The organism is Azospirillum sp. B4 (assembly GCF_000333275.1).
Taxonomy (GTDB): domain Bacteria; phylum Pseudomonadota; class Alphaproteobacteria; order Azospirillales; family Azospirillaceae; genus Nitrospirillum.
Window position 1 is genome coordinate 1 of the sequence record NZ_BACU01000456.1, and the last position, 5,780, is coordinate 5,780.

Annotated in this window: 6 protein-coding genes; 2 read left to right on the forward strand and 4 right to left on the reverse strand. The window is 68.7% G+C overall.

What is annotated here, in order from left to right; all coding sequences use genetic code 11:
• Positions 1-57: 57 nt before the first annotated feature.
• Both I55_RS37805 and I55_RS19830 read left to right on the forward strand, forming a co-directional pair.
• Positions 58-228, forward strand: coding sequence for a hypothetical protein (locus tag I55_RS37805; RefSeq protein WP_199902655.1), 171 nt, complete (start codon positions 58-60; stop codon positions 226-228).
• On the forward strand, positions 225-893 hold the full coding sequence (locus I55_RS19830) for an SDR family NAD(P)-dependent oxidoreductase (protein ID WP_252181222.1): 669 nt from the start codon (positions 225-227) through the stop codon (positions 891-893). The genes I55_RS37805 and I55_RS19830 overlap by 4 nt, the downstream gene beginning before the upstream one ends.
• A 19-nt stretch (positions 894-912) precedes the next feature.
• On the opposite strand, the gene I55_RS19835 is transcribed toward I55_RS19830, so the two are convergent.
• From I55_RS19835 to I55_RS19845, 4 genes are all read right to left on the reverse strand, one after another.
• Positions 913-2,442 carry a cryptochrome/photolyase family protein gene (locus tag I55_RS19835; RefSeq protein ID WP_044562317.1) on the reverse strand — a complete coding sequence of 510 codons (1,530 nt, stop codon included), beginning with the start codon at positions 2,440-2,442 and terminating at the stop codon, positions 913-915.
• Positions 2,439-2,588 carry a DUF2256 domain-containing protein gene (locus I55_RS34915; RefSeq protein ID WP_199902656.1) on the reverse strand — a complete coding sequence of 50 codons (150 nt, stop codon included), beginning with the start codon at positions 2,586-2,588 and terminating at the stop codon, positions 2,439-2,441. The genes I55_RS19835 and I55_RS34915 overlap by 4 nt, the downstream gene beginning before the upstream one ends.
• Positions 2,589-2,605: 17 nt before the next feature.
• Positions 2,606-4,141 (reverse strand): cryptochrome/deoxyribodipyrimidine photo-lyase family protein, encoded by a 1,536-nt coding sequence (locus tag I55_RS19840; RefSeq protein WP_044562318.1) that lies wholly within the window; start codon positions 4,139-4,141, stop codon positions 2,606-2,608.
• A 154-nt stretch (positions 4,142-4,295) separates the two neighbouring features.
• A complete protein-coding gene (locus I55_RS19845; protein ID WP_252181223.1) occupies positions 4,296-5,723 on the reverse strand; it encodes a PAS domain-containing methyl-accepting chemotaxis protein in 1,428 nt (475 codons plus the stop codon).
• Positions 5,724-5,780 lie beyond the last annotated feature (57 nt).

The following is a 5,780-nucleotide window of genomic DNA, read 5'->3' on the forward strand; positions in this document are numbered from 1 at the left end:
CCCCATTTCCATTCAATGCGGCCCGAACAGCGGCTTCCCGGATTGAGGATGTGGATCATGGCACGTGACGCCCAGAAGGTTTGGTTCATCACCGGCATCTCGCGCGGTTTCGGCAAGGAGCTGGCGCGCGCCCTGCTGGACCAGGGCCAGGTGGTCATCGGCACCACCCGCGACGGCCTCAGCGACCTGCCCGCCCATGACGGCCTGCACGTCTGGCGCTGGACGTGACGGACGCGGCCCGGGTGAAGGAGGTGGTGATCCAGGCCCAGGCCCTGCACGGCCGCCTGGACGTGGTGGTCAACAACGCCGGCTATGGCCTGCTGGGCGCGGTGGAGACCGCCGACACCGATGCCGTCCGCCGCATGTTCGAGGTGAATTTCTTCGGGGCGCTGGCGGTGATGCAGGCGGCCCTGCCCCTGTTGCGGGCGCGGAGATCCGGACACATCGTCAACATCACCTCCATCGCCGGCCTGGCGCCGGGCGTGGGCTCCGGCCTCTACGCCGCGTCCAAGTGCGCGCTGGAGGGGGTGTCGCTCAGCCTGGCGCAGGAGGTGGCGCCCCTGGGCATCCACGTCACGCTGGTGGAGCCGGGCGCCTTCCGCACCGACTTCCTGACCGACCACTCGCTGCGGATGACGGGCGACGGGATCGACGACTATGCCGACACGGCCGGTGCCGCCGTGGCCAGGCTGCGCGCCTTGGACGGCCGGCAGCCCGGCGATCCGGCCAAGGCGGTCCAGGCCATCATCACTGCGGTGGACAGCGCCAATCCGCCGTTGAACCTGGTCCTGGGCGGCGACGCCTGGCGTCGGGTCCATGCCCGGCGCCAGGCCTTCGCGGCCGACCTGGATGCCTGGCGCGCGGTTACCCTGGGCACGGATTTTCCGGGATGAACCCAGGCCGTTCTGGCTGTCACAGCGTTTCCAGGCGGCGGCGGATGTCCGCCGCCTGATCGCGCACCGCCCCTCTATCCGCCGGTTCCATGCGCGCCAGTTGCCTGTAGGGCAGGGCCAGCCGCGGATTGGCGGACAAGAGGGGGGCATGGCGATCCAGGAAGTCCCAGTAGAGGGCGTTGAACGGGCAGGCCCGTGGCCCCGTCCTGGCCTTCCTGTCATAGCGGCACCCCCGGCAATAGTCGCCCATGCGGTCGATGTAGGCCGCCCCCGAGACGTAAGGTTTGGTGGCCATGACGCCGCCGTCGGCGAATTGGCTCATACCCAGGGTGTTCGGCAGTTCCACCCATTCGAAGGCGTCGACATAGACGCCCAGGTACCATCGGTGCACCGCGGCGGGATCCAGGCCGACCAGCAGGGCGAAGTTGCCGATGACCATGAGGCGCTGGATATGGTGGGCGTAGGCGTGGCGCAGCGATTGCCCCACCGCCTGCGCCAGGCACCGCATGCCCACCTGTCCCGTCCAGAACCAGCGTGGCAGGGGCACCGTATGCCCCAGGGCGTTGCGCTGGTCGTAGCCGGGCATATGCGCCCAGTAGACGCCCCGCACATATTCCCGCCAGCCCAGGATTTGGCGGATGAACCCCTCGACGGCCGGCAACGGGGCCGCCCCGCGCCGCCACGCCTGTTCCGCCCCCGTCACCACCTCGAGCGGTGACAGCATCTTGGTGTTCAGGGCGAAGGACAGCAGGGAATGGAAAAGCCGCCAGCCCCGCGTGCTCATCGCATCCTGGTAATCGCCGAAATGGGGCAACCCGTGGCTCAGGAACGCGTCCAGCTGGGCCAGCGCCTCCGCCCGGTTCAGCGGCCAGCGCAGGCTGTCCGCCATGGGCTCCCCGAAACTGGCGACCCCGGCGTCCGTGATCTGCCGCCACAGGCCGGTGTGATCGTGGCGGGGGCGGGCGTCGCCGGGCTCGGCCGGCAGACCAGGCCACGGCTTGCGATTGTCGTGATCATAGTTCCATTGCCCGCCAGCCGGGCCGCCGTCGGGTTCCAGCAGCACGCCATGGGCGCGGCGCATGTGGCGGTAGAAATGCTCCATGAGCCACCGCCGCCGCCCCTGGAACAGGCTGGCCGCGGTATCGCGGGCGCTGAGGAAATGGTCGCTGTCCACCATGCGGGCCGAAGGGCCCAGCCGCTGGGAATACTCCGCCAACTGGCGGTCCAGCCGCCATTCGTCCGGCGCCTGGTATTCAAAAGCCGTGGCGCCATGGCGATCACGCAGCAGGTCCAGGTTGGCCATCAGGGATTGGCGATTGGCGGGGTCGCCGATGGCCAGGTAGTCCACCTGGTGCCCCGCCCCGCGCAGATGACAGGCGAAGTCGCGCATGGCGGCGAAGATGGCCAGGATTTTCTGGGCATGGTGCAGGACGTAGTCCGTCTCCTGCCGCATCTCCATCATCGCGTAGACCACACCGCCGTCCACCCGTGCGAACCAAGGGTGGCCGGGATTCAGTTGGTCGCCCAGGATCAAGCGCACCGTGGTCATGGGCCGACCCGCGCATCACGGCGGCAGCGATCCGAACAATATTTCACGGCGTTCCAAACCAGTTTCCACTTCCGCCGCCAGGCGAAGGGGCGGCCACATTGGGCACAGGTCTTGGTCGGGAGGTCCGCCTTGCGGCGCATGCGCATCGTGTCGGAATCCGGGATCAAAGGTCGAGAGTCAACTGGGCGCGCGGGGCCGGCCGGCCAGAGCGGGACGGGCGGGAATGGGGAATGGCGGGCCGGCGCGACCCATGGCGGTCCACCAGGGCGGCCACCGCCGACTTGATCGCCGGTTGGGCGCGCAGACCGTGCACGCGGGCCTTGGCCATGCGCGTCGCCGCGTCCAGGTCGACAACCGGCCATGGGATGTCGGTTCCGACGCGCACGCCACACCGGGCCTGCACGTCCGCCGGCATGCGCCACGGCTCGAACAGCCAACTGTCGGGCACCCGCCGCAGGGCGGGCAACCAACGGCGGACAAAGCGCCCGTCGGGATCGTGGTCCCGCGCCTGCTTGATGGGATTGTAGACGCGGGTGGTGTTCATGCCCGTGGTACCCGATTGCATCTGCATCTGGCTCCAGTGGATGCCAGGCTCGTAGTCCAGGAATTGCCGCGCCAGCCACAGGCCCACCGGCCGCCAGTGCAACCACAGCGGATAGGCGGCGACCGACACCAGCATCGCCCGCATGCGGAAATTCACCCATCCCGTCTCCCGCAACATGGCGACACAGGCGTCGACCAGCGGCCAACCGGTACGCCCGGCCACCAGGGCGCGGAAATGGTCCTCGTTCCATTCCCCTTCCCGCAGGCCATCGTACCCCGCGTGCATGTTGCGGAACTCCAACGCGGGTTCGCTTTCCAGCTTCTGGATGAAATGGCAGTGCCAATGAAGCCGGCTGAGAAAGGCGGTAAGGCCCTGCCGCCGGGGATCGGGGCCATCGGGCAGGTCGCCCAAGCGGTCGCGCGCGGCCTGGACAACCTCGCGCAGGCTCAAGGCGCCCTGGGCAAGATAGGGTGACAGACGGGAGCAGGCGGTGGGTGCCGACAATGGCGAGGATAGGCCGCCGCGATACCGGCCACTGCGGTCCCCCAGGAAGCTGTCCAGGATCTCCAGGCCTTGGCGGCGTCCGCCGGCCTGGCGCAGGGGGGCATCCGTCGGCTCCAGTCCCAGGGCCGCTGGTGCCGGCGGCGGCCCTTCCGGCCACGGGGCGGGAAGGAAGCGGGCCGCCACCGCCGGCAGACGGGGTGCGGCCATGCGCGCCTCCCACGCGGCCTGCCACCCATCCCGGTCGGCAAGCCGGCGCACGACGCCGAATTGCGGCACCTCGTGCCAAGCCACACCCTGCTCCCGGCACCACCGGGCCACCGCCTTGTCCCGCCGATAGGTCACGTCGTTGCCGGTCTCCTCATGCGAATGCAAGGCAGCGAAGGGTGCGTGGCGGTACAGGCGGCCCAACACCTCCACCACCTCGCCGGTCGTCACGTGCAGGGCGCCGCCCTGCCGGTGCAGGTCGTCGGCCAGATCGGATAGGCATTCCAGGATGAACTGATAGTGCAGGTTGGCGGCGTCGGGCTGGCGCCAGAGGCTGGGCTCGATCACATAAAGGCACAGCACCGGCCCCTGCCGCGCTGCGCGATGCAGGGCGGCATGATCCTGCAGGCGCAGGTCGCGCTTGAACCAGACGACACTGTAGATCATGGGCCCCCTCCCCTCGACAACGGTCGGGCGCAGGGCCCGGACCTTGTTCTACGGGGTTGGTGACCCCGCCGGATCACCCCTGCCGGATCACAGACGACGCCATCCCTTGCCACGGCGAAGGCGAAGGTCCTGAAGCGGGCGCGCCGCCTCGGGGCTACTGGACCAGGACGCGGGCCGCCTCCCGGGTCTTGTCCACCATGCTTTCCACCTGCCGGATGGCCTGGCCAATGGCGGTGATGTCACGGGTCATGGTGTCCGCGACACCGGCGGTCCGCTGCATGGCCTGCGACATTTCCAGTGTCACGGCCCCCTGCTCGGTAACCGCGGCGGCGGCGGCGGTGACGTGCTCCCGCACGGTGTCGATGGACCCGTGGATACTGTCCAGGGCGTCGACCATCTCACCCGCCACGGATTGCATGCCCGTGATCTCCTCCGAGATTTCCAGCGTCGCGGTCGCCGCCTGGTTGGCCAGGTTCTTCACCTCAGTCGCGACGACGGCGAAGCCCTTGCCCGCCTCCCCCGCGCGCGCCGCCTCGATGGTGGCGTTCAGGGCCAGCAGGTTGATCTGGCTGGCGATCCCCCTGATCATGTCCACCACCCGTTCCATGGCCTGGGCGACGGCGTTGAGACGCCGGGTGGCCGCGCCGGCCGTCGCCACCTCCGCCGCCACGCTGTCGACCGCCCGCTGCGACTGGGTCATGTTGGCCGCCAGCCCATGGGAGGAGGCGGCCAGCTGCTCCGCGCCGGCGGAAACGCCCTGAACGGCGCCGGCCGTCTGGTCCGCCGCGGCCACCGCACCCTCGGACCGGCTGACCGACTGCTCGACGGCAGCGTCGATCTCCGTGAAGTTGCTGTCGATCAGGCGCTTCAGGTCGCCCAGCATGCGCACCTGCCGGGTGATGTCGGTCGCATATTTGACCACCTTGTAGGGCCGGCCGTCAGGATCGAGGATGGGGTTGTAGGTGGCCTCGATCCAGATCTTGCGCCCGCCCTTGCCGACACGCTTGAACTGGGCGGCCTGATAGTCGCCCCGGCGCAGGGCTTCCCAGAACTGGCGGTATTCCGCGCTGTCCTTCTGGCCTGGTTCCATGAACATGCTGTGATGCCGGGCCTCGACCTCCGCCAGGGTATAGCCCATGGCCTCCAGGAAATTATCGTTGGCCCGCAGGATGGTGCCATCCAGGGCGAATTCGATCACCGCCTGCGACTTGTTGATGGCGGTGACCTGACCCAGCAGGTCGGCATGCTCCCGCTTCGCGGCCGTCACGTCGGTCGCGTACTTCACCACCTTGAAGGGGCGGCCGGCGCGGTCGAGGATGGGATTGTACGAGGCCTCGATCCACACCTCACGACCACCCTTGCCCAGGCGCTTGAACTGCGCCGCGCGGTATTCCCCCCGGCGCAGCGCGTCCCAGAACTGGCGGTATTCCAGGCTGTCCTTGTGGCCCGGCGCCATGAACAGGCTGTGATGCCGGCCCTTCACCTCGGCCAGGGTGTAGCCCATGGTCTTCAGGAAGTTGTCGTTGGCGGTTAGGATGGTGCCATCCAAGGCGAATTCGATGACGGCCTGCGATTTGGCCAANGCGCCAGCGTCGCCTCCGTCTGCCAGGCGACCGTTTCATGAAGACCCAAGCATCAA

What these genes read in the sequence shown, in the direction of transcription:
- I55_RS34915 (WP_199902656.1), bottom strand. Translation starts at nt 2,588, where the DNA reads ATGCGCATGCGCCGCAAGGCGGACCTCCCGACCAAGACCTGTGCCCAA.
- I55_RS37805 (WP_199902655.1), top strand. Translation starts at nt 58, where the DNA reads ATGGCACGTGACGCCCAGAAGGTTTGGTTCATCACCGGCATCTCGCGC.
- I55_RS19835 (WP_044562317.1), bottom strand. Translation starts at nt 2,442, where the DNA reads ATGACCACGGTGCGCTTGATCCTGGGCGACCAACTGAATCCCGGCCAC.
- I55_RS19840 (WP_044562318.1), bottom strand. Translation starts at nt 4,141, where the DNA reads ATGATCTACAGTGTCGTCTGGTTCAAGCGCGACCTGCGCCTGCAGGAT.